General features: G+C 68.3%; 27 protein-coding genes. 12 read left to right on the forward strand and 15 right to left on the reverse strand.

The features are described 5' to 3' along the window. The first annotated feature begins 73 nt into the window (after positions 1 to 73). On the forward strand, positions 74 to 1,234 hold the full coding sequence (locus B7R21_RS20185) for a sensor histidine kinase (RefSeq protein WP_172592190.1): 1,161 nt from the start codon (positions 74 to 76) through the stop codon (positions 1,232 to 1,234). Further along, entirely contained in the window at positions 1,231 to 2,487 is a 1,257-nt protein-coding gene (locus B7R21_RS14750) for a hypothetical protein (RefSeq protein WP_116283986.1), read from the forward strand. The genes B7R21_RS20185 and B7R21_RS14750 overlap by 4 nt, the downstream gene beginning before the upstream one ends. A 70-nt stretch (positions 2,488 to 2,557) precedes the next feature. Here B7R21_RS14750 and B7R21_RS14755 read toward each other — a convergent pair whose 3' ends face one another. Together B7R21_RS14755 and B7R21_RS14760 are read right to left on the reverse strand one after the other, a co-directional pair. Beyond that, entirely contained in the window at positions 2,558 to 2,824 is a 267-nt protein-coding gene (locus B7R21_RS14755) for a hypothetical protein (RefSeq protein WP_172592191.1), read from the reverse strand. 90 nt (positions 2,825 to 2,914) lie between these two features. Continuing rightward, positions 2,915 to 3,829, reverse strand: coding sequence for a LysR family transcriptional regulator ArgP (locus B7R21_RS14760; RefSeq protein WP_116283988.1), 915 nt, complete (start codon positions 3,827 to 3,829; stop codon positions 2,915 to 2,917). Between the two features lie 68 nt (positions 3,830 to 3,897). Here B7R21_RS14760 and B7R21_RS14765 point away from each other — a divergent pair, with 68 nt between their 5' ends. From B7R21_RS14765 to B7R21_RS14775, 3 genes are all read left to right on the forward strand, one after another. Continuing rightward, positions 3,898 to 4,530, forward strand: coding sequence for a LysE/ArgO family amino acid transporter (locus B7R21_RS14765; protein WP_216364252.1), 633 nt, complete (start codon positions 3,898 to 3,900; stop codon positions 4,528 to 4,530). A gap of 269 nt (positions 4,531 to 4,799) precedes the next feature. Then, complete coding sequence (locus B7R21_RS19760; protein WP_147305904.1) at positions 4,800 to 5,063, forward strand: hypothetical protein; 264 nt, start codon at positions 4,800 to 4,802, stop codon at positions 5,061 to 5,063. A 483-nt stretch (positions 5,064 to 5,546) separates the two neighbouring features. Beyond that, complete coding sequence (locus B7R21_RS14775) at positions 5,547 to 6,551, forward strand: MBL fold metallo-hydrolase (protein WP_172592192.1); 1,005 nt, start codon at positions 5,547 to 5,549, stop codon at positions 6,549 to 6,551. Positions 6,552 to 6,730: 179 nt separating this feature from the next. Here B7R21_RS14775 and B7R21_RS14780 read toward each other — a convergent pair whose 3' ends face one another. The 7 genes from B7R21_RS14780 to B7R21_RS14810 all read right to left on the reverse strand — a co-directional run bounded on the left by B7R21_RS14780 (position 6,731) and on the right by B7R21_RS14810 (position 13,054). Then, positions 6,731 to 7,873, reverse strand: a complete 1,143-nt coding sequence (locus tag B7R21_RS14780; RefSeq protein ID WP_116283991.1) for a bifunctional 2-methylcitrate synthase/citrate synthase — start codon at positions 7,871 to 7,873, stop codon at positions 6,731 to 6,733. 29 nt (positions 7,874 to 7,902) lie between these two features. Continuing rightward, on the reverse strand, positions 7,903 to 8,802 hold the full coding sequence (prpB, locus tag B7R21_RS14785; RefSeq protein ID WP_116283992.1) for a methylisocitrate lyase: 900 nt from the start codon (positions 8,800 to 8,802) through the stop codon (positions 7,903 to 7,905). Further along, a complete protein-coding gene (locus tag B7R21_RS14790; protein ID WP_253259835.1) occupies positions 8,802 to 10,319 on the reverse strand; it encodes an MmgE/PrpD family protein in 1,518 nt (505 codons plus the stop codon). Before B7R21_RS14790 ends, prpB begins: the two co-directional genes overlap by 1 nt. Positions 10,320 to 10,335: 16 nt before the next feature. Continuing rightward, on the reverse strand, positions 10,336 to 11,004 hold the full coding sequence (locus tag B7R21_RS14795) for a GntR family transcriptional regulator (RefSeq protein WP_301182567.1): 669 nt from the start codon (positions 11,002 to 11,004) through the stop codon (positions 10,336 to 10,338). A gap of 269 nt (positions 11,005 to 11,273) precedes the next feature. After that, the gene (locus B7R21_RS14800; protein ID WP_116283994.1) at positions 11,274 to 11,762 is read right to left on the reverse strand and encodes a CarD family transcriptional regulator; all 489 of its coding nucleotides are present in this window, start codon (positions 11,760 to 11,762) and stop codon (positions 11,274 to 11,276) included. A gap of 148 nt (positions 11,763 to 11,910) precedes the next feature. Further along, complete coding sequence (locus B7R21_RS14805) at positions 11,911 to 12,261, reverse strand: tryptophan synthase subunit alpha (protein WP_116283995.1); 351 nt, start codon at positions 12,259 to 12,261, stop codon at positions 11,911 to 11,913. A gap of 19 nt (positions 12,262 to 12,280) precedes the next feature. Next, positions 12,281 to 13,054, reverse strand: a complete 774-nt coding sequence (locus B7R21_RS14810) for a dienelactone hydrolase family protein (RefSeq protein WP_116283996.1) — start codon at positions 13,052 to 13,054, stop codon at positions 12,281 to 12,283. Between the two features lie 57 nt (positions 13,055 to 13,111). On the opposite strand from B7R21_RS14810, the gene B7R21_RS14815 reads away from it, so the two are divergent. After that, on the forward strand, positions 13,112 to 14,311 hold the full coding sequence (locus B7R21_RS14815; RefSeq protein WP_116283997.1) for a N(5)-(carboxyethyl)ornithine synthase: 1,200 nt from the start codon (positions 13,112 to 13,114) through the stop codon (positions 14,309 to 14,311). Positions 14,312 to 14,329: 18 nt separating this feature from the next. On the opposite strand, the gene lipA is transcribed toward B7R21_RS14815, so the two are convergent. After that, positions 14,330 to 15,319 (reverse strand): lipoyl synthase, encoded by a 990-nt coding sequence (gene lipA / locus B7R21_RS14820; protein ID WP_116283998.1) that lies wholly within the window; start codon positions 15,317 to 15,319, stop codon positions 14,330 to 14,332. Then, positions 15,316 to 16,044 carry a lipoyl(octanoyl) transferase LipB gene (gene lipB, locus B7R21_RS14825; RefSeq protein WP_116283999.1) on the reverse strand — a complete coding sequence of 243 codons (729 nt, stop codon included), beginning with the start codon at positions 16,042 to 16,044 and terminating at the stop codon, positions 15,316 to 15,318. Before lipB ends, lipA begins: the two co-directional genes overlap by 4 nt. A gap of 111 nt (positions 16,045 to 16,155) precedes the next feature. Between lipB and B7R21_RS14830 the strand changes: the two genes are divergently transcribed. Beyond that, on the forward strand, positions 16,156 to 17,511 hold the full coding sequence (locus B7R21_RS14830; protein ID WP_116284000.1) for a PPOX class F420-dependent oxidoreductase: 1,356 nt from the start codon (positions 16,156 to 16,158) through the stop codon (positions 17,509 to 17,511). Positions 17,512 to 17,625: 114 nt separating this feature from the next. Here the strand turns inward: B7R21_RS14830 and B7R21_RS14835 are convergent, their stop codons facing one another. The 4 genes from B7R21_RS14835 to B7R21_RS14850 form a co-directional block, all read right to left on the reverse strand. Then, on the reverse strand, positions 17,626 to 18,762 hold the full coding sequence (locus tag B7R21_RS14835) for an ABC transporter permease (RefSeq protein ID WP_116284001.1): 1,137 nt from the start codon (positions 18,760 to 18,762) through the stop codon (positions 17,626 to 17,628). Next, positions 18,759 to 19,652 carry an ABC transporter ATP-binding protein gene (locus tag B7R21_RS14840; protein ID WP_116284002.1) on the reverse strand — a complete coding sequence of 298 codons (894 nt, stop codon included), beginning with the start codon at positions 19,650 to 19,652 and terminating at the stop codon, positions 18,759 to 18,761. The genes B7R21_RS14835 and B7R21_RS14840 overlap by 4 nt, the downstream gene beginning before the upstream one ends. Before the next feature lie 79 nt (positions 19,653 to 19,731). Then, positions 19,732 to 20,433 (reverse strand): response regulator, encoded by a 702-nt coding sequence (locus tag B7R21_RS14845; RefSeq protein WP_116284003.1) that lies wholly within the window; start codon positions 20,431 to 20,433, stop codon positions 19,732 to 19,734. Then, the gene (locus B7R21_RS14850) at positions 20,433 to 21,764 is read right to left on the reverse strand and encodes a sensor histidine kinase (RefSeq protein ID WP_116284004.1); all 1,332 of its coding nucleotides are present in this window, start codon (positions 21,762 to 21,764) and stop codon (positions 20,433 to 20,435) included. The genes B7R21_RS14845 and B7R21_RS14850 overlap by 1 nt, the downstream gene beginning before the upstream one ends. Positions 21,765 to 21,912: 148 nt before the next feature. Here B7R21_RS14850 and B7R21_RS14855 point away from each other — a divergent pair, with 148 nt between their 5' ends. From B7R21_RS14855 to B7R21_RS14875, 5 genes are read left to right on the forward strand one after another with little or no spacing between them, the layout of a single operon-like run. Further along, positions 21,913 to 23,646: an AMP-binding protein gene (locus tag B7R21_RS14855; RefSeq protein ID WP_116284005.1), complete on the forward strand. Its 1,734-nt coding sequence runs from the start codon at positions 21,913 to 21,915 to the stop codon at positions 23,644 to 23,646. A gap of 7 nt (positions 23,647 to 23,653) precedes the next feature. Then, positions 23,654 to 24,025 (forward strand): YidH family protein, encoded by a 372-nt coding sequence (locus tag B7R21_RS14860; protein WP_116284006.1) that lies wholly within the window; start codon positions 23,654 to 23,656, stop codon positions 24,023 to 24,025. Positions 24,026 to 24,071: 46 nt separating this feature from the next. Further along, positions 24,072 to 24,509 carry a DUF202 domain-containing protein gene (locus tag B7R21_RS14865; protein ID WP_116284007.1) on the forward strand — a complete coding sequence of 146 codons (438 nt, stop codon included), beginning with the start codon at positions 24,072 to 24,074 and terminating at the stop codon, positions 24,507 to 24,509. A 9-nt stretch (positions 24,510 to 24,518) separates the two neighbouring features. Further along, positions 24,519 to 24,926: an acyl-CoA thioesterase gene (locus B7R21_RS14870; RefSeq protein ID WP_116284008.1), complete on the forward strand. Its 408-nt coding sequence runs from the start codon at positions 24,519 to 24,521 to the stop codon at positions 24,924 to 24,926. Positions 24,927 to 24,938: 12 nt separating this feature from the next. Then, positions 24,939 to 26,126 (forward strand): low temperature requirement protein A, encoded by a 1,188-nt coding sequence (locus B7R21_RS14875; RefSeq protein WP_253259836.1) that lies wholly within the window; start codon positions 24,939 to 24,941, stop codon positions 26,124 to 26,126. Position 26,127 lies beyond the last annotated feature (1 nt).

Consider the following 26,127-nt stretch of genomic DNA (forward strand, 5'->3'; position numbering starts at 1 on the left):
TCGCCCGGCGTCCCCCGAAGAGGCCCCCTCTCCGGGTTTTCGACTCGGAGCTGTCTGTGCGCGGGGATTCGGCGTGGTCTTCTCTCTCTCCGCGATGCTCAACCTGGTGGTGCCGCAGCTGGACCGGGCGGGATCGTTCGCCCCCGCTCTGCTCGGGATCGCCCTCATGATCGCGGGCTTCGTGGTTCTCGGCAGCCGCCAGACCGCCGTGCGCGTGGCACTGGTCTACGGCGCCGGTCTGGCCACACTGGCGGCCTTCCTCCTGCCCGGCGTGAGCATCGACTCCCCGGCGACACTCGCCACGGTGACCGCCCTCTCCTCGATGGCCGTTCCGTCATTGCTCGTGGCCGTCGCCGATCGTCGCTCACTACCGGTCGTCGCGCTTGCCTCCTTCGTGCCCGTGCTCGTTCTCGCCGTCGTTGTGACCGCACCCTCCGGCCGCGCGCCCTTCGTCGCGGTGGCCGTGGTGGGCGGCTGGATGGCGATGACCTTCGCCGGGTTGTGGCTCGCACGGAGCGTCCGTCGTGCCGACACCGGCGTCGATCGACTGAGGGAGGGCTACGCCGCCGAGCGCCGCTCCACCGAGACGGAGGCGGAACTCCGCTATGGAGCACGGATGCTGCACGACACGGTGCTCGCAACGCTCACGGTCATCGCTCATTCCGGCGTCGGGGTGCGTCCGGCTGCGCTTCGCGAACAGGCTGCCGCCGACAGCGCTCTGCTCGCGCAGCTCCGCACGGCGGGCACTCTCGCGGTTCCCATGCCGGTGAGGCCGGAGTCGGAGGATCTGCCGGAGTCGCTGGACTCGCAGGAGGCGCTGGGGGCGCTGGACTCGCTGGACTCGCTGGCTGAGCATCCACAGAGTGCGCTCCACGCGGCGGTCGAGACGTGGTGCGCCGCCCGCGACTTCAGCGTGACCTGGTACGGCCGGGCCCGGTTGGCTGCGACATCCGGCCAGCTCGACGCCCTGACCCTGGCCGTCATCCAGTGCCTCGAGAACGTGCGCCGACACTCGGGCGAGACCGTCGCCGAGATCACCGTCAGCGAGGATGAGGCGCTCGTGCGTGTGGTCGTGACAGACACCGGCACGGGCTTCGAGCGGGCCCTCGTTCCCGCGGGTCGCCTGGGGCTGGCCGAATCGGTCGAGGCCAGGATCGCCGCCGCCGGCGGAGTCGCGCGGGTGTTCTCCTCCCCTGGCCGGGGCACGACGGTGCTCCTGGAGGTTCCGCGATGAGTACGCGGTTCGACCGGGCGCCCTCTGCGACGTCGGACCCGTCCCCGTCTTCGTCCCCGTCCTCCGTGCCCGACGCGACCAGCACCCTGTCGCAGCTCATCGCGGCGACCAGCGGTGGGCCGGCGGCGATCAGCCGGCTGCGCGCCCGCATCCGCCAGGACGGCAACGTGAGCGCGGGCTATCTGGGCCTCGGTTTCGTGGTTCTCGGCGGGCTGTTGATGGTTCGCGGACTCGCCTCCCTGGCGTGGTCATGGTCGGGCGGACCCTTCCGCTGGTTGACGCTTCTCGCCTGGGGGCTGCTCATCGTGCTCTTCGTCGGTTCAGTGCTGGCAGCGAAGCGGAACGGGGGAATCATCCCCGGGCGCCTCTCGCGGCTCCTCACCGGCACCGGGGTGCTGTGCATCGCTCTCGACCTCGCGGCCTTCACCGTCGACGGCGGCACCACAGCCCTCTACCCCACGACGATGATCGGCTTCGGGGCGTGCCTGCTCGCCTGCCTCCCCCTGCAGCTGCTCCGGCGGAGCGTCTTCGGCGCCGTCTGCCTGGCCGTCGGCGGTGGCGGCGCACTGGTGGTCGGCTACCTCTTCGACCCGTCCAGTCTCTCCGCCGGGGTGACCGGCCTCCTCCTCGGACTCACACCCGTCGTGGCGGGAATCTCGATGATCGGTGCCTCGGATCGGTATCTCGGGCGGAAGATCGACCGCGCGGTCACGGAGAGTCTCGTCACCGCCTCCGCCGTGGGCCACGGAATGGGTTCGGTCTCGGAACTCCGACGACTCGACAGCGCGGCGGAGAGTCTCCTGGCCTCTGTGTCGCGGTTGCCGGTCGACCATCCCATCGATGCCGACACGGCCGCGAGAGCCGAGCTCCTCGGCGACGATCTCCGGCTCGCTCTGCTCTCCGACCACGAGCAGACCTGGCTCCAGATCGCGGTGACGGAATCGGAACGCCTCAGTCGATCGGTCTCGATCGACGACCCCGGATTGCTCGCGGCGACTCTCGAACCCGGTCGTCGCGGGAACCTGCTCGCCCTGACCTGGCTCTGCGCAGCCACCGCGACCGCGCCCGTGCTCGAACTGGCCTTCTCCGGATCAGCCGGGGGCGGCGTTGCTCCCGTGACCGTGGTGTTCGCCCTCACCGACACGCGACGGCGGGGAATCGATCCGGCGGTGTGGCCACTGTTCGACCGGCTCGGCCGGTACACCATGGAGGTGGGGGCCGACCGGGCGCTTGTCAGGGTCGATCTCGGCTGACGCGGCTACGGCTACGGCTTCGGCTTCGGCCACAGCCGGCAGGGCATCCGAGCCCCGAACCGTCGTCCTGTCAGTGCGCCTCGAGGAACGGCACGCAGAACCCGCCGACCGTCACCACGACCATCCCGATTCCGACGGCGATGCCGGTGTGCAGCCGCTTCCGCCCCGATTCACCGCGGGTCGTCCCCCACATGTAGGCGCTGACATGCACCCGATGGGCCTCATCGACGAGTTGCTGGGTGCCGGGAAGGCTGAGATCGAGCGACCCGCTCGCGACCTGCGCCTCGATGCGGGTCGCCTCCTCCAGCGTCATCAGTTCGTTCCTGCTGCGCTTCAAACCCTCACCGCCCGTTCCGGATGCCCACCCTCAGCCTAGGCACACCAGGAGCCGAGGCACCACCCCCCGGCCGTGCCCCGAGCATCCTCGTCACCCGGGGCGGAGGCTCGACGCCGCCGCCCTCCGCACAGCGACGGTCAGGGCATCCAGCAGCGTCGACTCCAGGTTCCACCGCTGCCAGAACAGGGGCACGTCCGTCGGCCGTCGTGGAGCCAGCTCGACGAGGTCACCGCGGGTGAGTTCGGCCTCGCACTGCTGCTCGGGGAGCATCCCCCAGCCGAGCCCGGCCACGATGGAACGCGCGAAGTCTGCCGAGGTCGGCACGAAGTGCCGGGGAGCAGCACCGGCCCGGTCATCCGGAACCAGCTGGCGGAGGAACCCGCTCTGCAGCTCGTCGCGCCTGTCGAAATCGATGTGCGGCGCGGTCGGCAACCACGAAGCGAGTTCGCCGGCAACGCCCCGCCATCGCCCGATATACGACGGGCTCGCCACCGCCCGGTAGCGCATCACGCCGAGCGGCGTCACCGAGCATCCCTGTACCGGCTCGGGATTCGACGTGACCGCAGCCATCACGGAACCGGACCGGAGCATGGCCGTCGTGTACCCCTGGTCGTCGCGCCGCACGTCGAAGACGACATCGAGGCGCCCGGCCGCCTCGGCCAGGGCCGGCAGGAACCACGTCGCAAGGCTGTCGGCGTTCACCGCGACCGGGATCACCGGCCACTTAGCGCCCGGGCCCGCTCCCGCCTGGCCGAGCTCGGCGAGCGCCTCCGCCTCGACCAGCTGCACCTGGCGGGCGAGCCTCAGCACCACATCCCCCGCCGATGTCGGCCTCACCGGATTGCTGCGCTCGACGAGGATCTGGCCCGCCCGCTGCTCCATCGCCTTCACCCGCTGCGAGACCGCCGATGCGGTGATGTGCAGACGAGCTGCGGCAGCCTCGAACGTCCCCTCGTCGACCAACACGATGAGGGTCGCCAGCTGCTCTCGGGCGAATCCATTCATAAGCTCAGCTTAGGTTCACTGAAAATCTTTAGCTGGATTCATTCTGTGGAGGACCCTAGTGTCGGACCGTGCCCGCTTCCGAGACCCTCCTGCCCGCGCTGCTCGGCCTCCTCACCGGCCTGTCGCTGATCATTGCCATCGGCGCCCAGAACGCCTTCGTGCTGCGGCTCGGCATCGAGGGGCGGGGCCGGATGATCGCCGTCGTCGTCTCGATCTGCGCTCTCTCCGACGCCGTCCTCATCGTCGCCGGAACCCTCGGCATCGGAGCGCTGATCTCGGCCGCACCCCTCGTTCTCGTGATCATCCGTATCGTCGGATCGGGGTTCCTCATCGTCTACGGACTCTTCGCGGCCTACCGGGCCTTCCACCCGAAAGCGCTCGACCCCTCAGCCGACGGCCGGCCTGCGACACGCCTCTCCACCGCCGCCGTCACAGCCCTCGCCCTCACCTGGCTGAACCCGCACGTCTACCTCGACACCGTGATCTTCCTCGGCTCCGTTGCCAACCAGCAGGGTGCGACCGAGCGCTGGTGGTGGGTGGGCGGGGCCATCCTCGCGAGCTTCCTCTGGTTCTTCGGCCTCGGCTTCGGCGCTCGCCTCCTCCGCCCGGTCTTCGCCCGCCCCGGAGCGTGGCGCGTGCTCGACGCCCTCATCGCCGCAGTGATGCTGGCGCTCGGCCTCCGCATGGCGCTCGGCGCCTGACCACTCCGCGCCAGCGTTCACGGCCTCTCTGCAGCAACCTCACCGACGCGGCACTGGTCACGCACCCACGTCTCAGCGGCAGGGTCCATGAGACCGATCAGCCGGAAGCAGTCGTCGCGTCGCGCGATATGGGCGATTGGCCATACAGGTTCATGGTGGGCGATACGGTTTCGCAGCGAAAAAAGAGGTACAACTAGCTGGCGGAGATTCGCCATATCGTCATTCGTGTCACGCTTCAATGTGGGCAGGTGGCGCATGACTGCGGAACCATGGATCCTCTCGTAACGCACATCGAGAAGCCTCCGCCAGAAGCTCAGATTGAGTTCCGCGATGATGCGTCCCCGATCTCGTACAGCGCCCTCGGCGGTCGCCGCCTGAACCCGGGACGTAGCGTTGAGAATTGCGTTCGAAGCACTGGAGGTGAATTCGCCATGCTTGTCATCCAGCCAGTCACCATCTCACTTCTTGAAGCGGTGGCGCTCAGTCAAAGTCTTGTCGAGCAAGTTCCGGAGCATGATTTCGAAGTGACCTAGCGTTTCGAACAAAGCCCCCGAAATGCGAGAATTCCACGCGTAGAGCCTCAGTGCAGCGAACGGGTTGTGGCCGCATTCATTGAGGTAGGGCTGCAGACGAGACCGCGGGAGCGCGTTGTAAACGGCTTTGAGATGGCTCTGCTCGCCGTCTGTCATGTGCACGAGTTCGCCTCTCAGTGCTCGGCCGGAAAACCTCAGATGTCCTTCGTCGAAAGATAGTAAGCTCATCGCGTAAGCCGAGGAACAAGCGGTGTCGCAGGCTTCGGTCGGGCACATCGTCTGAGGCAGATTGTCTTTCCGTGTGGAAACCAAAAGGGAACAGCTTCGGTTGTTCCCTTTTGTGTTTTCCTGCGACAGCAGCAGTCACAATTCCAACGGAGAATGCGGCGCGCGCAGAACCCCGGGCGTGTCTTCGTCGGCTTCGCCACCGAGAGGATGAAACCTCGGGGGCGGCGCGGCGCGGCGCGCGCTAGCGTGAAGGGCATGCAGCCCACGAGCCCGATCCAGTACGCCGCATCCGAGAGCGGCACGGTGCCGCCGCTCGAGCAGGTCCGCGAGGGGATCTGGGCCCTGCCCCAGGCCATGCCGAACCCGCAGCTGCCGTACACACTGAGCTATCTGATCGTCGACGCGGATAACCGGGTGCACATCATCGACCCGGCCTGGGATTCCGACGATAACTTCGCCGTACTCGAACACGGCCTCGCCGAGATCGGCAGCAGCGTCGGCCGCATCGCGAGCGCGACGATGACCCACATGCACATCGACCACATCGGCCTTGCCGGGCGCCTCCAGACGGCGTTCGGGGCGCGGATCGGCCTCAGCCGCATCGATCAGGAGGCCATCGCCGACCAATCGCTGGTGCCGGCCACGACCTACGGCGACGACGACTTCGACCGCTGGGGTGCGCCCGACGATGAGCGCGCGAGGCTCCGCGAGACGTTCCTCTCCGATGCCGCCGTGGTCGACATCCGTGCCGACCTGCTGCTGGAGCCCAGCGACACTCTCGACATCCCCGGCCGCACGATCCGCGTGCTCGCCACCCCGGGCCACACGGCCGGCAGCGTCTGCTTCGTCGACGAGGATGCCCGGCTGGTGTTCACCGGTGACCACGTTCTGCCGATGATCTTCCCCGGCATCGGACTCGGCGGCCGGATGCCCGGCAATCCGGTCTCGACCTACCTCGACTCGCTCGGCAGCCTCGCGCCGTTCGACGACTGGGAGGTGCTGCCCGGCCACGGCTACCGGTTCACCGGGCTCGGCGAACGCCGCCGGGAGTCGGCCGAACACCACGACCGCCGCACGCGGGAGACCGCGGCCGTGCTGGCCGGGCATCCGGAAGCCAGCGTGTGGCAGGTCGCGGAACAGCTGCACTGGACGGCCGGCTGGGACGGCCTGAAGGGCGCGTACCGCCGTTCCGCCCTCGCGCAGACCGAGATGCACTCGGACCGCGTGCGGAACGGCGACTGGGCGAGCTACATCGGCTGAGCGATCCGGATGCCCCCATCCTCGCCCCACTCCCCCCCAACTCAATCGATCCACCGAATTCTGTCGCTCACAGCCTTGCAGAGCGACAGAATTCGGCGGATCGACGGTGGGGGGCGGAGGCGGTGGGGGCCGGAGGTGGGGTGGGGGTGGGGAGGGGGCGGAGGAGGGGGACGCGCGCGCTACACCTCGAGGTGACGCTCATCGACGCCGTTGTAGGCGCTGAGGGGGCGGATGAGCGAGTTGGCCGCGAGCTGCTCTGCGATGTGGGCGGTCCAGCCCGTGATGCGCGCCGCGACGAACAGCGGGGTGAACGTCGGGGTGTCGAATCCCATCAGGTGATACGCCGGTCCCGAGGGGTAGTCGAGGTTCGGCTTGATGTTCTTGCCGCCGGTCATCGCCTGTTCGAGAGTGTCGTAGAGCTCCGCGAGGTCGGGGCGTTCGTAGTACTCGACCAGGGTGTCGAGCGACGCCTTCATGGTGGGCACCCGCGAGTCGCCGTTCTTGTAGACCCGGTGGCCGAAGCCCATGATCTTGCGCTTCTGGGCCAGGGCATCCGCGAGCCAGCCGGCCGCCTTGTCGGCCGTGCCGATCTCGTCGAAGATGTGCATGACCGCCTCGTTCGCGCCGCCGTGCAGAGGGCCCTTGAGCGCACCGATGCCGCCGACGACGGCCGAATACAAATCGGAGAGCGTGGACGTGATGACCCGCGCCGTGAACGTCGACGCGTTGAAGGAGTGCTCGGCATAGAGGATGAGCGACACGTTGAACGCGTCGACCACAACCTTCTCGGGCACCTCGCCGAACGTGATGTAGAGGAAGTTCTCGGCGTAGCTGAGCTCGTCGTTCGGCTCGATGATGTCGAGGCCGTGGCGGCGACGCTGGTCGTAGGCGACCACTGCCGGGATCTGCGCGAACAGCTGCACCGACTTCGCGAGGTTCGACTCGACGCTCGAGTCGTCGGCATGCGGATCGAGCGCGCCGATGGCGCTCACCGCGGTACGGAGCACATCCATCGGGTGGGCGCTGGTCGGCAGGATGTCGATGACCTGCTTGATCTCGGGGTCGAGCGAACGGAACGACCGCTCGACGTGCTGAAGCTCTTCGAGCTCCGCGTCTGTCGGCAGTTCGCCGTGCCAGAGCAGGTAGGCGACCTGCTCGAATGAGCAGTTCGCCGCGAGCTCCTGCACCGGGTAGCCCCGGTACAGCAGCGAGTTCGTCTCGGCATTGACCTTCGAGACAGCGGTGTAGTCGGCGTAGACGCCGGCAAGGCCCTTGCGGATCTCCGGCTCAGCAGTGGTGGATACAGCAGTGGTGTCGCCCATGACAGTTCCTTCGGTGTGTGGTGCGCGGGTCAGCGCTGGATCTGGAAGTTGAAGACCGACGAGTCGAACGAATTGTACGATTCGTAGTCGAGCAGTTCGTAGAGGTCGGCGCGGTGCTGCATCTCGCCGACCACGCTGTTCAGCGAACCCTCGGCGTTCAGCACGTCGAGCGCCCGGTCGGCCGCACCCATCGCGAGCCGCAGCAGCGACACCGGGTAGATGACGATGTTGATGCCGACACTCTCGAGCTGCGTGGTCGTGAACAACTCACTCTTGCCGAATTCGGTCATGTTCGCCAGCACGGGAACGTCGACGACCGCGCGGATCGCTTCGAACTCGGTCAGGTCGGCCATGGCCTCGGGGAAGATGGCGTCGGCTCCGGCATCCACCAGGGCGCGGGCGCGGTCCTGCGCGGCGGCGAGACCCTCGATCGCCCGCACATCGGTTCGCGCCATGATGAGCAGGTTGGGGTCGCGGCGGGCGTCGGCTGCGGCGCGAATGCGCTTCAACGCGACATCCAGCTCCACCACGGCCTTGCCGTCGAGGTGACCGCAGCGTTTCGGGTTGACCTGGTCCTCGATGTGCAGGCCCGCCACACCGGCGTCTTCCAGGGTCTGGATGCTGCGGGCCACGTTCATGGGTTCGCCGAAGCCGGTGTCGGCGTCGACGAGCGCGGGCAGGTCGGTCATCCGCGCGATCTGCTGGGTGCGGCCTGCGACCTCGGTGAGCGTGGTGAGCCCGATGTCGGGGAGCCCGAGGTCGGCGCTGAGCACGGCGCCCGAGACGTAGACGCCCTCGAAGCCCTTGGCCTGGATCATCTTGGCACTGAGCGGGTTGAAGGCGCCGGGCAGGCGGTGGAGCTTCCCCGTCGCGAGCGATGCGCGGAAGTCTTTGCGCTTGTCGGCAGAGGTCTTGGTGGCGTACAGCATCAGAACAGTCCCTTCGGGGTCTCGACAGAAGCCAGCAGGCCGGGCTTCGCGACGATGGTGAGCTGGCGCACTTCGTCGGCGGTCAGCTCGTAGGTGCGCTCGGCGAGCGCGAGGAACCGCTCGATCTCGGTCTCTTCCAGCACGCCCGCGGCGAGGGTTCGGAACTTGTGGATGTAGTCGGCACGCTGGAACGGCCGGGCACCGAGCGGGTGGGCATCCGCCACGGCGATCTCGTCGACGATGCGTTCGCCGTTCGCGAGCTCGATCTCGACGCGGCCGCCGAAGGCCTTCTCGGCGACGTCGTTCGAGTGGTAGCGGCGGGTCCACTCGGCGTCCTCGACCGTGGTGACCCTGTTCCAGAGCTCGACCGTGTCGGCCCGGGCCGCGCGCGACGGGAGATACGACGCCTCGTGGTTCCACGTGCCGTCCTGCAGCGCGACCGTGAAGATGTACGGGATCGAGTGGTCGAGCGTCTCGCGCGACGCGGTGGGGTCGTACTTCTGCGGGTCGCCGGCACCCGATCCGATCACGTAGTGCGTGTGGTGCGAGGTGTGCAGCACGATCCGCGTGACGTTCGCCGGGTCGACGAGATCCGGATGCTCGGAGTGGAGCTTCCGGGCGAGGTCGATCCACGCCTGCGCCTGGTACTCGGCCGAGTGCTCCTTCGTGTAGCTGTCGAGGATGGCGCGCTTGGCCTCGCCCGGGGCGGGGAGGGCGACGTCGTAGACGCGGTCGGGGCCGCCGAGCAGCCACGCGATCACGCCGTCCTCACCTTCGTAGATGGGGGTCGGGCTGGTCTCGCCGCGCATCGCCCGGTCCATGGCCTCGACCGCCATCTTGCCGGCGAATGCCGGGGCGTGGGCCTTCCAGCTGGAGATCTCGCCCTTTCGGGACTGGCGGGTGGCGGTGGTCACGTGGAGGGCCTGGCCGACGGCCTGGAAGATGGTCTCCACGTCGAGGCCGAGCAGCGTGCCGATTCCGGCCGCGGCACTCGGGCCGAGGTGCGCGACATGGTCGATCTTGAATTCGTGCAGGCTGATCGCCTTCACGAGGTCGATCTGGATCTCGTACCCGGTCGCGATGCCGCGCACGAGGTCGGCCCCGGTCTTGCCGGCGTGCTGCGCCACGGCGAGGATCGGCGGGATGTTGTCGCCCGGGTGCGAGTACTCCGCGGCGAGGAACGTGTCGTGGAAGTCGAGCTCGCGCACGGCCACACCGTTCGCCCACGCGGCCCACTCGGGGCTCGCGGTCTGGTCGGCGGGGAGGCCGAACACGGTCGATCCGGGAGTGTAGGGGTGAGCCTCGGCCTGCGACCGGGCGGAGACGACGGGCCTCCGGGTGAGGGAGGCGGCTGCGACGCTGGCGTTGTCGATGATGCGGTTGATCACCATGTCGATCACCTCGGGTGTGACCTCGACGGGGTCGGCGGCGACCCGTGCGATGCGGTGGGCGAGCTGGTTCTCGCGGGGCAGGTCTTCGTCGCTCTTGTAGGTGCGCACGTTCAGGTGTTCGACCACAGGTGGGTCCTTTCGGTCAGGATGTTGCGGGGGTGCGGGAGGCGGGGGTACGGGAGGTGGAGAGGATTGCCTGCAGCGACTTGTGCAGGTGCACATGGGTGGCGTGGGCCGCCAGGTCGCCGTCGCCGCCCAGGATGGCCTCGACGATCATCCGGTGCTCGCCCGCTGCTTCGAGGAGGCGTTCCGGGTTGTCCTTGGAGAGGCGGCGCACCCGCGCGAGGTGGATGCGCAGGTTCGCGAGGGCCGAGACCAGGTAGGAGCTCTGCACGGCCCCATCGACGGCGCGGTCGAATTCGCGTACGAGCTCGAAGTAGTCGTGGCGTCCGGGATCGTCGGCGGCGAGGAGCGCCGGCGCCGTGCGGAACCGCGCCAGGAGATCGGCGAAGACCGTCTCATCGCGGCGGGCGGCGGCGAGACGCGCCGCCTGCTGCTCGAGCGCCTGGCGCAGTTCGAACAGCTCGGCCACGTTGTCGGTCGAGACGGCGGTGACGATCAGTCCCCGGCCGGACTCGGCGAGCAGCCCGTCGGCCTGCAGACGGCCGAGCGCTTCACGGAGCGGGGTACGGGAGATGCCGAGGCGGGCGGCCGTCTCGACCTCGCCGAGGGTGGTGCCGGGGTGCAGCTGCCACTCGAGGATCTCGTCGCGGAGCATCTCGTAGGCCCGGTCGCTCGCGCGTGATGCCACCGTCGCCTCCCTCGCCGTTCGTCACTCTCTCCTATCGAATGTACACACTGAGAGCCGAGGAGGCCAGCTTTGCGCAGTAAATCACCTCAACCGGCCCCCAATGTACACACACCGCGGGATGTGTACGCCGTTCGCGCGCCCTCCCAGACGCGGAGCGCCCCCAGAATGCCGCATCGAGTGGGCAGTTTGGGCCCCATCCTGGCGGATTAGAGGCCCAAACTGCCCACTCGATGAAAGGGAGGGGGGGAGGTGGGGGGCGGGGGGCGGGGTTACTTGACGGCGGCCAGCACGTCGTCGAGCAGCAGCGACGCCTTCTCGTCGCTGAGCGACTGCGCCAGCGCCAGCTCGGAGACCAGGATCTGCCGCGCCTTCTCGAGCATGCGCTTCTCTCCGGCCGACACGCCCTTGTCTTCGTTCCGGCGCCAGAGGTCGCGCACGACCTCACCGACGCGGTTCACGTCACCGGAGGCCATCTTCTCCTGGTTGGCCTTGTACCGGCGCGACCAGTTTCCCGGCTCCTCGACGAACGGGTTCTGCAGCACGTCGTACACAGCCTGCACCCCGGCGTCGTCGATGACGTCGCGAACACCGACCAGGTCGATGTTGTCGACCGGGATCTTGATGGTGAGCTCACTGGTGTGCACGTTCAGCGTGATGAACCGCTTCTGCTCGCCCTTGACGTCGCGGGACTCGATGGCCGTGATGGTGACCGCGCCGTGGTGGGGGTAGACGAGTGTCTCGCCGACTTCAATCTTCAATTACGACTGCCTCTGTTCAAATCGTCTCGGCCCACCCAGCAGATCCTCTCGACGAGAATCCCTGTGATGCCAGCAGAAAAGGCATGGCACGGTGAGCACAGAGTGCTATTCTACCCGACCGCAGCCCCCGCTCACGCCGCCTGCCACATCAGTGGTTCTGGGCTCTCTCCGGCTGCCAGCCGTGCTCCCCGAGCATCCGCCAGACCGTCTTCGTGAGGTCGGGGTGCTGCAACGCGATCTGGCGGAGCACCCGGTACTCCCGGGCCCCGGATGCCCGTTGGCCCCCATTCGCCTCGATGGCCTCGGCTCGGAGCAGGTACACGACGAGCTCATCCACTGTCGGAAGCTCCTCCATGAACTGCCACGGATCCTCCCCGCCCAACAGGCGTTCGTGCACCACGGTGTCGAGCTCCTCGCGCGCCTCGGCCCGGAGCACCTCGAGGCTCGCGCCGCCGAAGGGCTGGCTGCTGAACGGTCGGCCGTCGGTGTCCCTGTTCACACGACGATCCTGATCCTCGTCACGCGAAGATCTCGTCGAAGAAGGCGCGCATGGCCACCCAGGACCGCGCGTTAGCCGTGGCATCGAACATGGCGCCCTGGTCCGGGGCGTTCGTGTCGGGCATCGTGAACGCGTGCATTGCACCGCTGTAGCTGACGACCTGCCAGTCGGGTGCGTCGGCGGCCCGCAGCTCGTTCTCGAAGTCGACGACCTGGTCGTCGGGAACCACGGGGTCTGCCGCGCCGGTCAACACGAGGAGGGGGGCGGTGATCGCTCCGTTCCCGGCCGGGGCCTCTGTCGCGAGCCGGCCGTGGAACGACACGGCACCGGCGATGTCCGCGCCGGAACGGGCGAGTTCGAGAGCGCCGGATCCGCCGAAGCAGTAGCCCATCACGGCGATGCGCTCGGGGTCGACACCCGGCTCCGCGCGCAGTCGCTCGAGGTTGGATTCGAGATGCGCCCGGAACAGGTCGGTGTCGGCGTAGAACTTTCCTGCCAGCGCGGGCGCCTCGTCTTGCCCGACTTCGCGGCCGTCGCCGTAGACGTCGCCGGCGAGAGCGATGTAGCCGAGCCGCGCGAGCATCTCCGCGCGCACCCGGGCGTGATTGTTCAGCCCGGACCAGTCGCTGATGATGAGCACCGCGGGGCGGGCATCCACTGCCGAAGGCTTGGCCAGGAACCCGCCGAACTCCCCGAAGGTGACAGCGGTGGTCTCGACGGCTCCCGTCTCCTCCACGGTGGCGAGCAGGGTTTCGAGTGCAGGGGTGAGCGGGCTGGGGTACACGGTTGTCATGGGTACAAGCCTACGCACGGAAACCCGGCAACGAGCTACGTGGCGTAGCCTCAGCCCATGTCACCGACAGCTTCTGACCTCTCGTCCACAGGCTCCGCATCTCCCTCACAGCTCCTCCGGCTGGGAGTTCTGCACAGTTCACGGAAAGTCGACGAGAAGCGGCTGCCGCTTCATCCCGCGCACCTGGAGCGCATCGACGAAGACGTCCGCGCGAACATCCTGCTGGAGTACGGCTACGGAGAACGCTTCGGAATCGCGGATGCCGAACTGTCGCCGCTCGTCGGAACGATGGGCACGCGCGAAAAGATCATCGCGGAGGCCGATGTTCTGCTGCTGCCGAAACCGCAGGTGAGCGACCTCGAAGACCTCCGCGACGGGCAGACGCTCTGGGGCTGGCCGCACTGCGTGCAGGACAGAGGGATCACCCAGCTGGCGATCGACAAGAACCTCACCCTGATCGCGTGGGAGGCCATGAACCACTGGAACAGCGACGGCAGCTACGGCTTGCACGTGTTCCACAAGAACAACGAACTCGCCGGGTACTGCTCGGTGTTGCACTCGCTGCAGCTCTGCGGATCGACCGGCGACTACGGTCGCCGCCTCACCGCGATCGTGATCGGGTTCGGCGCCACCGCCCGGGGCGCCGTGACGGCATTGAACGCCCACGGAATCCATGACGTGCAGGTGCTGACCAACCGCAGCATCGCGGCCGTCGGGTCGCCGATACCGTCGGTCGACATCATCCAGTTCGAGCACAACGACGAAGCACCCTATGAGAGCATCGTGAACTCGGCCGACGGCCCTGTGCTGCTCGCGCCGTTCCTCGCCGAGCGCGACATCGTCGTGAACTGCACCCTGCAGGACCCGAATGCGCCGCTCACCTACCTGCGTCTCGAAGACCTCGACGCGTTCCGGCCCGGCAGTCTGATCGTGGATGTCTCGGTCGATGAGGGCATGGGTTTCAGCTGGGCACGCCCGACGACCTTCGCCGAACCGATGGTCACCGTCGGACGGGCGACGAACTACTACGCCGTCGACCACAGCCCGTCGTTCCTCTGGAACTCCACCACCTGGGAGATCAGCGAGGCCCTGATGCCGTTCCTCCGGCCAGTGATGTCGGGGCGGGCGGCCTGGGCGGAGTCGGACACGATCACCCGGGCCATCGAGATCGACGGTGGGCACATCCGGAACGAGGCGATCCTCGAGTTCCAGGGCCGCTCGCCCGAGTACCCGTACCTGCCGCTGGCGCAACGGTGAGCATCGGCGTTCGAGCGATCAGACGGCCTGCAGGAACGAGGCCGGCTCCTCGGCGAAGTGCGCCAGCGCGGGCGGCATCGCCCACCCCTTCGCACGCATCGACTGTGCCCAGAGGCGACCCGCCCGGTACGACGAGCGCACCAGCGGACCGGCCAGCACCCCGAGGAACCCGATCTCTTCAGCCTCCTGCTTCAGCTCGACGAACTCCGACGGGTGCACCCAGCGCGCGACCGGCAGGTGCCGGGGTGAGGGCCGGAGGTACTGGGTCAGCGTGATGATGTCGGTACCCGCGTCGTGGAGATCGTGCAGTGCCTGGCTGATCTCCGCGCGCTCCTCTCCCATCCCGAGGATCAGGTTCGACTTCGTGATGAGCGCCGCCGCTCGGGCCTGGCTGAGCACGTCGAGAGAGCGCTCGTACCGGAACGCCGGTCTGATGCGCTTGAAGATCCGCGGCACCGTCTCCACATTGTGCGCGAACACCTCGGGCCGCGACGAGAACACCTCGGCAAGCAACGCGGGGTTCCCGGAGAAGTCGGTGGCGAGGATCTCGACCCCGGTCCCCGGGTTCGCCCCGTGGATCCGCCGAACCGTCTCGGCATGCAGCCACGCGCCTTCGTCGGGCAGGTCGTCGCGCGCCACACCCGTGATCGTCGCGTAGCGCAGGTTCATGGCGGAGACGGATGCCGCGACCCGGCGCGGCTCGTCGGTGTCGTAGTCCGCGGGCTTGCCGGTGTCGATCTGGCAGAAGTCGCAGCGGCGCGTGCACTGCGACCCGCCGATGAGGAAGGTCGCCTCCCGGTCCTCCCAGCACTCGAAGATATTGGGGCAGCCGGCCTCCTGGCAGACGGTGTGAAGGTCTTCGCTCTTCACAAGCTCCTGCAGCTGCCGGTACTCGGGGCCGAACCTGGCCTTCGTCTTGATCCAGTCGGGCTTCTTCTCGATCGGGGTGGTCGCGTTCCGCACCTCGAGGCGCAGGAGCTTCCGACCCGCGGGCGCCTCGGCGCTCACGCGGCCACCCCCGCGCTGGCGACGGCCGCGCGGGCGGCCACGGCGGCTGCCGCCCGATCGCGCACGAGACGCTCGGCCGCGGCCCGGACATCCACCCACCGCTCGAAGAGCTGGGCGAGCCGTTCCTCGACGAACGGCAGCGCCTCGGCCGGCGTCACCTCGCGCCCCACGACCCGTGAGATCGTGGTCACGCCGGCGTCACGGATGCCGCACGCCACGATTCGTGCGTAGGCGTCGAGGCTGTTGCTGCAGTTGAGCGCGAAACCGTGCATCGCAACGCCGTCGGCGACCCGGATGCCGATGGCCGCGATCTTGTCCTCGGCTCCGGGCTCGCCCACCCAGGCACCGGATCGGCCCGCGACCCGCCGGGCGTCGACGCCGAGGTCGGCGAGCACCGCGATCAGCACGGATTCGAGGTCCCGCACGTACTGGACGACATCGACAGGCTCCGGCAATCTGACGATCGGATAGCCGACGAGCTGGCCGGGGCCGTGCCAGGTGATCTTGCCGCCGCGGTCGACGTCGATCACCGGTGTGCCGTCGTCTGGCCGCTCCGACGCGTCGGTGCGCTTGCCGGCGGTGTACACCGACGGATGCTCGAGCAGCAGCACCGTGCCGCCCGTCTCGCCGGCCACGACGCTCGCGTGCGTGCTGCGCTGCAGCGCCAGCGCCTCCGTGTACGGCACGAGTTCGTGCCCGACGCCCAGTTCCCGAATGTCCACCATGGAGCGAGTATAGCTTTACTGGACCGAGTCCAACAATAATGCCCGGGAGGGAGACATCCGTTTCCCGCAGTGCCCCGTATCATCGGGAAGACACCAGCAGGAGGAGTGCAGATGTCGATCTCGATGGCCGTGACCCGGATGCTGCTCCGAACGAGACCGGTCGGCACGAAAGATGCCGCCACGGTGCTCGACCGGCTCGCCGACCGGAAGCCCGCCGCCCCGATCCCGCGGGCCATCCACCGCCTCGCCACCGTCCGGGAGCTGAGCGTCGAAGGTCGGCGTGTCGTGCAGCTCACACCCCGAGCCGGCACAGGCGGCGCTCACCTCATCTACACGCACGGCGGAGCATACGTCTACCCGTTGGTCGCCCCGCACTGGCAGATCATCGCCGCACTCATCGCCTCGAGCGGAGCGGTCGTCACGGTACCGTTCTACGGCCTCGCACCCGATCATCACGTGGACGAGGCGTACACCCTGCTCGACGCCGTCTACGCCGCAGCCGTCGAGACCCACGGCGACCGGGTGTTCCTCGCCGGCGACTCGGCCGGCGGTGCGCTGGCACTCGGGCAGGCGATCCGGTACCGGGATGCCGGGCTCACCCCTCCCGCGGCCGTCATCCTGTTCTCGCCCTGGCTCGACATCACGCTCTCGAATGCCGACATCCCCGCGGCGGCGAAGCTCGACCCGATGCTCGCCCGGGACGGACTGGTCGCCGCCGGCCAGTGGTGGGCGGATGACACAGACCCCCGGTCCCCGCTTCTCAGCCCGCTCTTCGCGGACCTCGGCGGCCTGCCTCCGGTCTACGTCTACCAGGGTGCGCGCGATCTGCTGGCGCCGGATGCGAAGGTGCTGGCCACCAGGGTCGCAGCGGCCGGAGGGAGGATCGAGTTGAGGCTCTACAGCGGGGCGTTCCACGTCTTCGTGGGAGCCCCGTGGACCCCGGAAGCCCGGCGCGCACTCGGTCACGCCGGCAGTGTGCTGAGCGGTGCGGCCGCACCGGTGGACCGTAAGCTCAGGATCATGACCTCCTCCGGCGTGCCCGCTGCCACGCCCTCCCCCGCGCCCGGCACCCCGCTCGCCCTGTCGGACGAGTCGTTCATCTCGCTGACGACGTTCCGGAAGACCGGTGTGGCGGTGTCGACGCCCGTGTGGGTCGCCCGCGACGGCGACGCAGTGCTGGTGGTCACGCCGTCGGACAGCGGAAAGGTGAAGCGCCTCCGCAACAACGCGCGTGTGGAGCTCCGGGCCTCTGACCGTCGCGGACGGGTCGCCGAGGGCGCGGAGACCGTCGCGGGCGAAGCCCGGATCGTCGCCGACCCTGCGGAGGTGGAGCGCCTGACGGCCGCGTTCCGGGCGAAGTACGGCTTCGAGTACCGGGTCTTCATGCTCGTCGAGCGCATCGTCGCCCGCCGCAGGAAGCCGCGCGTGATGCTGCGCATCACCGCCCCCGCACCCACCCCCGCGTAGCCCCCACACCCACCCCCGCGTAGCCACCCCGCCGACTTTCTCGTTTGCGCGGCAGCGCGTGCGTTTCGCTGCACAAAAGGGAAAGTCGACAGAGGGGTTGGACGGGGGCAGGTGTCAGCCGCGGAGCGCGTCCCGGAGTTTCACGCGGGCGCCCGTGCGCAGTAGCGAGTTCGCGTAGATGCGGGATCCGAGCACGATGACCCCGGCCGTCACGACCACCAGCACTACGAGGGAGATGAGCGGCTCCCACCACTCAGCAGTGCCGAGGAACAGCCGCATGGGCATCCCGACCGGCGCCGAGAACGGCACATACGACATGATGCCGAGCACCAGCGCATTGTCGTTGAAGAAGATCACCAGGAAGTACGGGATCATCACGAGCATCATCACCGGCGAGGTCACCGATCCGATGTCTTCCTGCCGGGACACGAGCGCAGCGGTCGCCGCGAAGAGCGACGCGAGCAGCACGAACCCGAAGACGAAGAACACCACGAACCAGATGATCGACGGCCCGAGGCTTCCGAGGAGCGCGGTCTGGCCGCTGATGAGCAGCCCGATGCCGGCCAGGATGGCGATCGCAGCGATCTGCCCGAAAGCGAGCAGGCTGTTGCCGAGAACCTTTCCGGCGAGGAGCGCCCGCGCGGAGATGGTCGACAGCAGGATCTCGACGACGCGGGTCTGCTTCTCCTCCACCACGCTCTGCGCGATGGTTGTTCCAAAGGTGATTGCCGACATGAAGAAGACGAGCCCGAACGCCAGCGCCACGAAGTAGACGATCAGCGGGTTCTGGTCGCTCGGTTCGAGCAGTTGCACCGTCGGCGCAACGCTCAGCGCCTGTACGACTGCCGTCGGGGCGGAATCCAGTGCGACGACAGTGAACGGCGAGGCTCCGGATGCTCCAGCCCCCGTATCGGCGCCGAGCACGGCCGCGTCGACGGTGCCGTCGCGAACAAGCGCTTCCGCGGCATCCGTCGACGGCGCGACCCGCACATCGAGACCCTGGATGGCCTGCACGGTGCTCGCCACGCTCGACCCTTCGACGACACTCACCTTCGGCGCCGAACTCATGCCCCCGACGAGGCCGCCGATGACGACGGATGCGAGCACGGCCAGCATCAGGATCCCTGTCGAGATCAGGAACGCCTTGCTGCGGAGCTTCATGGACATCTCGCGCTGGGCGACGAGCCAGACGCTCTGCGAGAACCGCGGGGCGGGAAAGCGCGGCGCTGCGGCCGGGCGGGTGGCAGTCATCGGATGACCTCCTTGAAGATCTGGGTGAGTGAGAGGTGTTCGGGGGCGAAGCGTCGCACGGCGCCGTGCTGGAGGGCTTCGGCGAGAACGCGCTGGACAACGGCATCCGCTTGGCCACCCTGGACCTCGAACAGCGCGTAGCCGCCGTCGAAGTCGACGACAGTGACTCCGTCGACGTCGCGCAGCCAGCCGGCATCGTCGGACAGCTCGATCTCGTAGCGTGAGCCGCCATGCCGGGACTGCAGCTCCTCCTTCGAGCCACTGGCCCGCACCGAGCCTCCCGCGATCACGACGAGGTCGTCGCAGATCCGTTCCACGATGTCGAGCTGGTGGGAGGAGAACAGCACAGGCACCCCGCGGGCTGCGTACTCGACGAGCACACCCTGCACCGTCTCGACCGCGATCGGATCGAGTCCTGAGAACGGTTCATCGAGCACCAGCACCTCCGGTTCGTGCACCAGCGCCGCAGCGATCTGGGCGCGCTGCTGGTTCCCGAGGGAGAGGCTCTCGACGGTGTCGCCGGCGCGCTCGCCGAGTTCGAGGCTGTCGAGCAGGCGTTCGGTGTTCGTCGTGGCTGCTGCCCGTGACATCCCGTGCAGTCTGCCCAGATAGACGATCTGCTCGGCGACCTTCATCTTCGGATACAGTCCCCGCTCCTCGGGCATGTACCCGAACAGCGCGCGGTCGGCGGGGGTGAGAGCGCGGCCGTCGAGCGAGACCGAACCTGCGTCACTCGAGAGCACCCCGAGGATGATTCGCATGGTGGTCGTCTTACCGGCACCGTTGCCGCCGACGAACCCGGTCATCCGGCCGTCGCCGACCGTGAAGCTGACGTCGTCGAGAGCACGGCGGCCCCCGAACGACCTGGACACATTTGCGACTTCGAGCATGCTGTCTCCGATCTCTCGTGGTACTTCCACGCTACGAAACCTGGCACCGCGAGCGCATCCGCCGCGAGACGGGCGTGTCTCACCCGGCAGGCGGAACCCCGGGCACGACGATCCCGTTCTCGTAGCCGAAGACCACAGCCTGGATGCGGTCGCGAAGGCCCAGCTTCGAGAGGATCTTCGAAACGTGTGTCTTCACCGTCGCTTCACCGAGGTAGAGTTCCCGCGCGATCTCGGCATTCGACCGCCCGGCTGCCAGCAGCCCCAGCACCTCCCGTTCGCGCTCGGTGAGATCGTGGAGCTGGGGCACCTCGGCGGGAGGGCGGCCGGGGCTGCGCGGGCCGGCGGCGGTACCGCCGACCAGATGTTCGATCACGGTGCGGGTCACCTCGGTCGACAGCAGCGCCTCCCCCCGCGCAACCACCTGCACGGCCTCGACGATGCTCTCGGGCGTCGCATTCTTCAGCACGAATCCGCTCGCCCCGGCCTTCAGGGCGTCGAACAGATAGTCGTCACGGTTGAATGTCGTCAGCACCAGGATGCCCGCGGCCGAGCCGCTCGCCACGATCCGTCTGGTCGCTTCGAGCCCGTCCATTCCCGGCATCTGCAGGTCCATGCAGATCACATCCGGGGCCAGCTCGGACGCGAGCGCGAGTGCAGCCGTGCCGTCCGCGGCCTCGCCGACAACCTCGATGCCCTCCTCGGTCTCGAGGATCATCCGGAGCCCCACGCGCACCAACTCCTGGTCGTCGACGAGCAGGACGCGAATTGGATCGGAGATCATCACGCCGCCACCTCCGCTGGAACGAGGGGCAGACGCGCGCGCACAATATATCCCCCGCGGGCTTTGGGACCCGTTTCGAGGATGCCTCCAGCGGCATCCACTCGTTCGCGCATCCCGACGAGCCCGAGCCCCCGAGGCCCCGAAGCGGCCGAGGCAATGGGCGTGCTCGACCCGCGACCGTCATCGCCCACCTCGATCTCGATGGCGTCGTCGAGATAGCGGAGGCGTGCATCCACCCGCACTGCACTGCCCGCGTGTTTGCGGCAGTTGGTCAGAGCCTCTTGAGCGATGCGATAGACGTTCAGGCCGGTGGCGGGAGAGACGGGCCGGGGCGTGCCCACGATGGAGAAGTCCACGGCCAGGCCTGCGAGGCGGGACGAGTCGATGAGCGCGGGGAGCTGCTCGATTCCGTGCGTGGTGGCGTCCTCGGCGACAGGGATCCCGCTTGCGCCCGGCTGGCGGAGGGCACCGAGAAGGTGGTGGAGGTCATCCACCGCCTGTCTGGCGTTCTGCTCGATGACGGAAACAGCCGCCACCGCCTTGGCCAGTTGCGCCGGATCCGCAGCGCCATTTCCCCGCACAGTGGCGAGCACACGCCTGGCGGCGCCCGCCTGCACTCCCATCACCGAGACGTGATGTGCCACGACATCGTGCAATTCCCGAGCGATGCGCACCCGCTCCAGCACAAGCGCCTGCGCTTGGCTGATCTCACGCTCCGCCTGCAGTTCACTCGTGCGCATCTCGAGCTGGCGCCGATGCAGCGCCGACGACCAGGCGCTGTTTCCGAAGTGATAGGCCGCGGCGAAATAGAGGAGGTTCTGCATCACCTGGAACGCCGCGAACGCGACGAACGGATCCAGCACCCCGTGGCCGCCCACCGGGCCGAGGTACGACGGGGTCGACGCCTTCAGCAGCAGAAAGGAGAACAACCAGAGGAACATGCCGACGATGATCACCACGCGGACGATGGTCGCGACTCTGCGGTTCACCCCCCACGCGCCGAGGGAATAGATGGCGAGGTAGAGGCAGATGTTACTGAAGAGCACTTCTGGAACGACCATCAGCTGGCCGGCCAGGAACGCACCCGACACCACGACCGCCACGAGAGCAGGGAACCGCCGGCGCGCGGCCAGGGATCCGGCGATCACGATCGCCCACGGCACCGTCACCCACCAGGTTGCGGGTTCAGTCGTGACGATGGAGGCGTAGATGAACGCGCTGGCCGCCGTCGCCAGCACGAGAAGGCCAGCCACGAACACATCTCGCCGGAGCGCCTGCGCGGACGGACGGGGGCGTTCCCAGGTACCGAAACTCACGGTGCGTACAGCCATATCGCCACGCTAGCAAGCACGAGGCCTCTGAACATCCCTCTGCAGGCAGAGCTGTACGCACGGCAGTCGTACACTGAGGCTGGCCGGGCGCGTCTGACGAGACGGGACGCCGCACCGCCGCTCTTTTGTACTTCTGAGGAGATGACGCATGAGCGAGACCCGGAACACCCGGAACATCCGCGCCGCACGGGACCAGCTGATCGAACTCGCGAACGACTACGACCGTGCCGTCGCCGAGTTCCGCTGGCCGGAGATCGGGCCCACCTTCAACTGGGCGAGCGAATGGTTCGACGTCATCGCCCAGGGCAACGACCGGCCCGCCCTCTGGATCGTCGAAGAAGACGGCACCGAGGCGATCTTCAGTTTCGCCGAGCTCTCCGAACGCTCCGACCGGGTCGCCGGCTGGCTGGCCGCCCAGGGAATCGTGCAGGGCGATCGGGTGATGGTGATGCTCGGAAACCAGGTCGAGCTCTGGGAGAGCGTGCTCGCCCTCAGCAAGCTCGGGGCCGTCATCGTGCCCGGCGCAACCGCGCTCGGCCCGAGCGAACTCGTCGACCGGATCGCGCGCGGTCGGATCGTCCACGTTCTGACGAACCGCGCAGACACCGGCAAGTTCGACGGCGTCGACGGCGACTACACCCGCATCGCGGTGGGCGCCGGGGCTCCGCTGGAGGGGTGGTTGGACTACGGCGACGCTCTGGATGGCGGGGGTGCGTCATTCGGCTTCCCGCGCGCGGAGCCCGCCTCCGGCGACCCGCTGCTCGTCTACTTCACCTCCGGAACGACCAGCAAGCCGAAGATGGTCGAGCACACCCAGACCTCCTACCCGGTCGGTCACCTCTCCACCATGTACTGGCTGGGTATGCGGCCGGGCGATGTGCACCTCGCGATCAGTTCGCCGGGCTGGGCCAAGCACGCCTGGAGCCTCATCTTCGCCCCCTGGATCGCCGAAGCCACGGTGTTCGTGTACAACTACGCGAAGTTCGACGCCGTGAAGCTGACCGCCGAACTCGACCGCGCCGGGGTCACGACCTTCTGCGCGCCACCGACCGTCTGGCGCATGCTCATCCAGACTCCGGATGCCGTCAGGCCGCACGCCCTCCGCGAAGTGCTCTCGGCGGGCGAGCCGCTGAACCCCGAGGTGATCAGCCGGATCGAGGCACGCTGGGGGCTGACCATCCGCGACGGCTACGGCCAGACGGAGATGACGGCTGCGGTCGCCAACACCCCCGGCAGCCCGGTGAAGCCCGGCTCGATGGGGCGCCCACTCCCCGGCGTTCCAGTGGTGCTGGTGGATCCCGTCTCGGGCGAGCCCTCCGACGAGGGCGAGCTCTGCCTCGACCTCGCCGAGAGTCCGTTCACCCTGATGACGCGGTACCTCGACGACCCCGAACGAAACGCCGAGGTCACGCTGGGCGGGTACTACCACACGGGCGACGTCGCCTCGCGGGACGCCGACGGCCACATCACCTACATCGGCCGCACCGACGACGTCTTCAAGTCGTCGGACTACAAGGTGTCGCCGTTCGAGGTCGAGAGCCTGCTGATCGAGCATCCGGCCGTGGTGGAGGCGGCAGTCGTGCCCGCCCCCCACGCGACGAGGCTCACCACCCCGAAGGCGTATGTCGTGCTCGCCGACGGCTGGGCTCCGGATGCCGAAACCGCGCGTGCGCTGTTCGTGCACAGCGCCTCGGCCATGCCGTCGTACATGCGGGTGCGCCGGATCGAGTTCGCCGAGCTGCCGAAGACGATCTCGGGCAAGATCCGCAGGGTCGATCTCCGGATGCTCGAGGTCGAGGCCGACCGCGTCGGCGAACGGCGGGGTGGCGAGTTCCGAGAAGAGGACTTCGCCGGCCTGCTCGACGGCGTGACGCGCCGGTGATCGCGACATGAGCGGCGAGGCTCGCGGTCGGTTTCCGCGTCGCGTGTTCGGCCGGGGATCCGAACCCGATCCGCGATTCACTCTGGCGAACGAGCGCACGTTCCTGGCGTGGATCCGCACCTCGCTGGCCCTCATCGCCGGCGGAGTGGCCCTCGAAGCACTCGGTCTGCCGATGCAGCCGGGGCTGCGGCTGGCGGCCTCACTCGTGCTGGTGCTCGCCGGCATCCTCGCGCCTCTGCAGGCGTGGTTCGGCTGGGCACGGGTCGAACAGGCGATGCGTCTTGGTCGCGCCCTGCCCGGGTCGGTGCTGACGGCGCCGCTCGCGGTCGTGGTCAGCGTGGTCGGTGTGCTGCTCCTGCTCGGGTACGCGCTGAGATGAGGGGCGGCGATCGGATGACCGGCTCCGGTCACACGAGGGCTCACGGATGACCGGCGGAGCCACCCCGGATCCCCCCAGCCGAGAACGGTTCGACGACGGCCTCCAGGTCGAGCGCACCGCGCTCTCCTGGCAGCGCACCGGACTCGCCATCACGGCCGGTTCGCTCGTGGGCGCGCGCCTCCTCGCTCCCGGTACCGGCTGGTGGGGCATCGGGCTCGGAGTCGCCGGCGCCCTGCTCGGGCTGTTCGTGCTCGTGAGGTCGGGCATCCGGCACCGGCACGTGCACCGCGTGCTGACCACTCGGCTGAGCACTGCGCCGCACGCCGTCCCGCTTGACGTCGCCACAGCATCCGCCTCCGCGCCGACCCAGCTGCCCGGTGCGGTGCTGCCGGCCGTGGTCGCCGCCGCCGTGCTCATCGCGGGTCTCGTCGCGCTCGGGTACGTCATCGCTGCTGCCACTGCCGCCGCCGCTTCTGCCGGGTAGAGTTTCGACGTGAACAGCATCAGCCGCCCCTTCGCCACCCGTTGGAACGACAACGACGTCTTCGGTCACCTCAACAACACGGTCTACTACACCGCCATGGACACCACGATCACCGGCTGGCTCGTGTCGGAGGGTCACTTCGACATCGGGACGTCCGATGTGCTTGCCTTCTGCGTCTCGTCGTCGTGCCGGTTCATCGAGCCTGCCGCGTTCCCCGACACGCTGGATGTCACGCTGCGGGCCGGAAGGATCGGCACGACGAGCATCGCCTGGGTGCTCGACATGTTCCGCGCGAGCGACGGTGCGCAGGTTGCGACCGGCGAGTTCGTGCACGTGTTCGTCGGGCGGGATTCACACCGCCCCGTGCCGATCCCGGAGTCGCTCCGCGCCGCGGTCGAGACCGAGCTCGTCGGCTGACGGGAGACGTCCGTGACGAGCATCCTCGGCCGACTCGACCTGCGGCCCGTGCGGCCCCGGGACAAGAACGAGCCTCATCGCGTCGCTTCGACGCTGGAACTGTTCTTCGACCTGGTGTTCGTGGTCGCCGTGTCACTCGCCGCCCAGACCCTCCACCATCTCGAGACCGAGCAGCACGTCGCGGTCGGGGTGGGCGCGTACCTGATGGTGTTCTTCGCCATCTGGTGGGCGTGGATGAACTTCACGTGGTTCGCCACAGCCTTCGACAACGACGACTGGCTGTACCGGGTCACGACGATCGCGCAGATGGCAGGCGTGCTCGTGCTGGCAGCGGGCGTCGAGGCCGCCATGGTGCACAGCGACTTCACGGCAGTGACGTGGGGCTACGTGATCATGCGGCTCGCGATGGTGAGCCAGTGGCTGCGGGCCGCCGCGAACTCGCCGGAGTATCGACAGACCGCCCTCCGCTACGCCGCCGGCATCACGCTCGTGCAGGCGGCCTGGCTGCTGAGACTGCTGCTGCCCGTGGAGACCGGGGTGATCAGCTTCGTCGTGCTGGCGGTCGCGGAGGTCTGCGTGCCCGTCTGGGCGGAACACCGGCAGGTCACCCCGTTCCACAATCACCACATCGCCGAGCGGTTCGGCCTCTTCACCCTGGTCGTGCTCGGTGAGGGGCTGCTCGGATCGGCCAACGCCATCATCGACTCCCTGAAGGACACCGAGCACATTGTTCCGCTGGTCGCCCTAGCGGGCTGCTCGCTGGTGATCGTCGCCGCGATGTGGTGGCTGTACTTCGCCACCCCCCTGCACAGCCGGTTCGGCACGCTCCGACAGTCCCTCACGCTGGGCTACGCGCACTACGTGATCTTCGCTGCCGCCGCCGCGATGTCGGCAGGCATCGAAGTGCTGGTCGACTTCTACGGCCAGGAGACCGAGCTGCCTGCGGCACAGTCGGCTGCCACGCTCACCGTGCCGGTCGCCGTCTTCGTCCTGGCGGTGTGGCTGACCGCTGTGCGGCCCTCGGCCACCAGGGTGGCAAATGTGATCATCCCCCTCGCCGGGCTGGCGATTGCGGCCAGCGCGCTGCTCCCTGCTGCGGAGATCTTCACGGCGGGGCTGCTCGTGGTCATCGTCGCTACGCTGGTGGTGACCGGCCATGACAGCAGCCACCACTCTGCCGGGTCCATCACGAAGGAGTGAG

The organism is Subtercola boreus, assembly GCF_003399625.1.
Lineage (GTDB): Bacteria > Actinomycetota > Actinomycetes > Actinomycetales > Microbacteriaceae > Subtercola > Subtercola boreus_C.

Bases quoted from the DNA above. Each gene is read 5' to 3' on its own strand.
- prpB (WP_116283992.1), bottom strand. From the start codon at position 8,802: ATGCTGTACGCCACCAAGACCTCTGCCGACAAGCGCAAAGACTTCCGC.
- B7R21_RS14845 (WP_116284003.1), bottom strand. From the start codon at position 20,433: ATGATCTCCGATCCAATTCGCGTCCTGCTCGTCGACGACCAGGAGTTG.
- B7R21_RS14775 (WP_172592192.1), top strand. From the start codon at position 5,547: ATGCAGCCCACGAGCCCGATCCAGTACGCCGCATCCGAGAGCGGCACG.
- B7R21_RS14810 (WP_116283996.1), bottom strand. From the start codon at position 13,054: ATGACAACCGTGTACCCCAGCCCGCTCACCCCTGCACTCGAAACCCTG.
- B7R21_RS14815 (WP_116283997.1), top strand. From the start codon at position 13,112: ATGTCACCGACAGCTTCTGACCTCTCGTCCACAGGCTCCGCATCTCCC.
- B7R21_RS19760 (WP_147305904.1), top strand. From the start codon at position 4,800: ATGGATCCTCTCGTAACGCACATCGAGAAGCCTCCGCCAGAAGCTCAG.
- lipB (WP_116283999.1), bottom strand. From the start codon at position 16,044: ATGGTGGACATTCGGGAACTGGGCGTCGGGCACGAACTCGTGCCGTAC.
- B7R21_RS14855 (WP_116284005.1), top strand. From the start codon at position 21,913: ATGAGCGAGACCCGGAACACCCGGAACATCCGCGCCGCACGGGACCAG.
- B7R21_RS14750 (WP_116283986.1), top strand. From the start codon at position 1,231: ATGAGTACGCGGTTCGACCGGGCGCCCTCTGCGACGTCGGACCCGTCC.
- B7R21_RS14760 (WP_116283988.1), bottom strand. From the start codon at position 3,829: ATGAATGGATTCGCCCGAGAGCAGCTGGCGACCCTCATCGTGTTGGTC.
- B7R21_RS14840 (WP_116284002.1), bottom strand. From the start codon at position 19,652: ATGCTCGAAGTCGCAAATGTGTCCAGGTCGTTCGGGGGCCGCCGTGCT.
- B7R21_RS14830 (WP_116284000.1), top strand. From the start codon at position 16,156: ATGTCGATCTCGATGGCCGTGACCCGGATGCTGCTCCGAACGAGACCG.
- B7R21_RS14865 (WP_116284007.1), top strand. From the start codon at position 24,072: ATGACCGGCGGAGCCACCCCGGATCCCCCCAGCCGAGAACGGTTCGAC.
- B7R21_RS14860 (WP_116284006.1), top strand. From the start codon at position 23,654: ATGAGCGGCGAGGCTCGCGGTCGGTTTCCGCGTCGCGTGTTCGGCCGG.
- B7R21_RS14780 (WP_116283991.1), bottom strand. From the start codon at position 7,873: ATGGGCGACACCACTGCTGTATCCACCACTGCTGAGCCGGAGATCCGC.
- B7R21_RS14835 (WP_116284001.1), bottom strand. From the start codon at position 18,762: ATGACTGCCACCCGCCCGGCCGCAGCGCCGCGCTTTCCCGCCCCGCGG.
- B7R21_RS14850 (WP_116284004.1), bottom strand. From the start codon at position 21,764: ATGGCTGTACGCACCGTGAGTTTCGGTACCTGGGAACGCCCCCGTCCG.